Origin of the sequence: Massilia sp. CT11-108, assembly GCF_047302915.1 — a bacterium.
Classification (GTDB): domain Bacteria; phylum Pseudomonadota; class Gammaproteobacteria; order Burkholderiales; family Burkholderiaceae_D; genus Telluria; species Telluria orientalis.
The window spans coordinates 1-3,140 of sequence record NZ_JBKYMO010000588.1 but is presented as its reverse complement, the minus strand read 5'-3'; the positions used below and the strand labels follow the sequence as shown (position 1 = coordinate 3,140).

The window sequence follows — 3,140 nt, the reverse complement described above, 5'->3', positions numbered from 1 at the left end:
CCGGCGGGCAGAGCGGGCATCCGCTGTCGCCGTATTTTTTGAAAGGGCACGAGGATTGGGTGCGCGGGAAGCCGACCCCGCTGCTGCCGGGGGCGGTGGTGCACACGCTCACGTTCACGCAACAGTAAACGGTCAGCGCGCCGCCATCGGCACCCACAACTTCTGCAGCATGCCGGTCACCGCTTCCGGCGGCGCCGGCCGTCCGAGGTAGAAGCCCTGCACGAGATCGCAGCCGTATTCTTCCAGCAGCACGAGCTGTTCTCCCGTCTCGACGCCTTCCGCCACGACGATCATCTTGAGACCGTGCGCCATCGCGATGATGGCGCGCGTGATCGCGGCATTCTCGGAATCCTGCGGCAGGCCGCTGATGAAGCTGCGGTCGATCTTCAGCGCGCGCACGTCGAAGCGCTTCAGGTAGTTCATCGATGAATAGCCGGTGCCGAAGTCGTCGATCGACAGGTACACGCCGATGCCGCGCAGTTGCTCCAGGGTGGCCAGCGTGGCCTTCGCATCGTCCATCAGCGTGCCTTCCGTCAGCTCGAGTTCGAGCAGGCGCGGGTCGAGGCCCGTGTCGTGCAAGGCCGAGAGCACGATCTGCGACAGGTTCTCGTCCTTGAACTGCTTGGCCGACAGGTTCACGGCGATGCGCACGGGTCGGCGCCCCAGTTTCTGCCAGTGGCGCGCCTGGCTGCACGCGGTACGCAGCACCCATTCGCCGATCGGCACGATCAGGCCCGTCTCTTCGGCCAGCGGGATGAACTCGTTGGGCGAGACGACGCCCCGTTCCGCATGGCGCCAGCGCACGAGGGCTTCCACGCCGACGATCTCGTTCGAGCGCACGTCGAGCTGCGGTTGATAGAGCAGGTACAACTCGTCGTTCTGGAGCGCGCGGCGCAGGCCGACTTCCAGCTTCACGTGGCTCATGATCTGCATCGTCAGCGACGACGAGTACAGCTTGGCGTTGTTCTTGCCGCAGTTCTTCGCGTGGTACATCGCGGTGTCCGCGTACTTCAGCAGCGACGTGCAGTCGTCGCCGTCTTCCGGGAACAGCGAAATGCCGATACTGGCCGTCACGAAGATCTCGTTGCCCTCGATGACGAAGGGGCGGCGCATGGCATCCTTCACGCGGTGCGCCACGTTGAGGGCGTGCTCGACCCGTTCGAGGTCGGGGATCAGGATCGTGAATTCGTCGCCACCCAGGCGCGCGAGGTTCGTGCCCGCGCTGTTGGGAGTGTCCGCGCGCGGGACCAGGTCGCCGCGCGACAGCAGGTCGTTCGGGCGGATCGTCTCGCGCAGGCGGTCCGACACCTGCTTCAGCAACTGGTCGCCCACGTCGTGGCCCAGCGTGTCGTTGATGCGCTTGAACGCGTCCAGGTCCATGAACAGCACGGCGAATTTCTTGTTGCCGATCTTGGAGCGCTGCAGCTCGCGTTCCAGCATTTCCAGGAAGGCCTGGCGGTTCGGGATGCCGGTGAGGCTGTCGCAATACGCGAGGCGCCGGATCTGCTCTTCCGCGCGCTTTCGCTCGCTGATGTCGCGCACGAGGCCCAGCACTTCGTTCGGACCGGTGGCGACGAGGCGCGCCTCGAAGTGCTGGGCCTCGCCGAAGCGGATCAACTCGTATTCGACCGAGCGCACCTGCTGCACGTGCAGGGCCATGCCCACCTGCTCGAACAGGCGCTCGGCGATGTCGCGCGGCAGGACGTCCGTCACGTGGCGGCCGACGATCTGTTCGTCCGCGCCGGCGTCGCGCACGCCGCGGCCCGGCCCGTCGCGGCCCGGCTCGTAATCGAGATAGAAGCCGTCGCGCGACATGCGGAAGAAGGTGTCGGGAATGGCGGCCAGCACCGCGCGGTTCTGGGCGTCGGCGATGCGCAGGCGGACGATGGCATCGCTTGCACGCAGCACGTACAGCACGCGGTGGCCGAGGATGGGCCAGTTGATCGGCTTCGAGACGAAGTCGGTGGCGCCGGCCTCGTACGCATTGGTGACGGCTTCCAGGTCGTCGCCGCCGGTCACCATCACGATCGGGACCATTGCGCCGTTCGGCAGGTCGCGGATCGCGCGGCATGCGGCAAAGCCGTCCATCTTCGGCATCTCGACGTCCAGCAGGATCAGGTCGGGCGTGCGCGCGTGCGCGAGGGCCACGGCTTCCTGGCCGTCCGCGGCCTCGATGCCTTCCAACCCGACGCCTTCCAGCATCTCGAGCATCAGGAGGCGCATCACCGGATCGTCGTCCGCGACCAGGACGGTGGCAGTTTGGGCTGGCATGTCAGGTTTCCTTTTCGAGGATGGCGGTGAGCGAATGCCGGACGGCCTGGAACTCATGTTCCATGTCGGTCAGGATCGCGTCCGCGCCTTCGGTGGTGTCGGCGCGGCCCAGGTGCTCGAGTTCCTTGCACAGGGCGGCGAGGGCCTCGGCGCCGACGTTGGCGCTGGCCGATTTCAGGGTGTGCGCGATGCGGCGTACGTTGCCCGTGTCGAGGCCGTCGATGGCGGAGCGCAGGGTGCGCAGCTGCTGCGGCGTGTCGTCGACGTAGGCGGCGATCACCTTCTGCACGAGCGCGTCGCCGCGGTCGCGCGACAGGGCACGGATCTTGTCCAGCGCCACGCGGTTGATGACGTCGCGCTGGATCACTTCGACGGATGCGGGCGGCAGCCGCGGCGGCTCGTCGTCGTGGTGCACGGTGGCCGCGAGCGGCAGCGCCATCCAGCGCCCGATCACGGCCGCGATTTCCTGCTGGCTGAACGGCTTCGACAGGTAATCGTCCATGCCGGCGGCGAGGCAGGCCTCGCGGTCGCCCTGCAGCGCGTTCGCCGTGATCGCGATGATCGGCAGCACGCGGCCGCGGCCCGCTTCGCGCTCTTCGCGCCGCATCGCGGCCGTCGCGGCGAAACCGTCCATCACGGGCATCTGGCAATCCATCAGCACGGCGTCGTAGGAATTCGTGCGCACGGCCTGCAATGCATCTTCGCCGTTGCGCGCGCAGTCCACTTGCAGGTCGAGGCTTTCCAGCATCGCCCGGGCCACCTCGATGTTGACGGGATTGTCCTCGGCCAGCAGCACGCGCCGCGTGCGTGGGCGGTGGGCGTCCAGTTGCAGCCGGCGCGGCGGCATGAATCGCGGCGCCGGCTGCAAC

The 3,140-nt window shown here is 67.4% G+C and carries 2 protein-coding genes; both read right to left on the bottom strand.

The genetic code is table 11. The annotated features are described in order from the left end of the window. Positions 1-132: 132 nt before the first annotated feature. Complete coding sequence (locus ACEN88_RS27885) at positions 133-2,271, bottom strand: putative bifunctional diguanylate cyclase/phosphodiesterase (protein WP_413344871.1); 2,139 nt, start codon at positions 2,269-2,271, stop codon at positions 133-135. 1 nt (position 2,272) lies between these two features. Then, positions 2,273-3,140 (bottom strand): response regulator (locus ACEN88_RS27880; protein ID WP_413344869.1); only part of this gene is annotated, 868 nt, incomplete at its 5' end.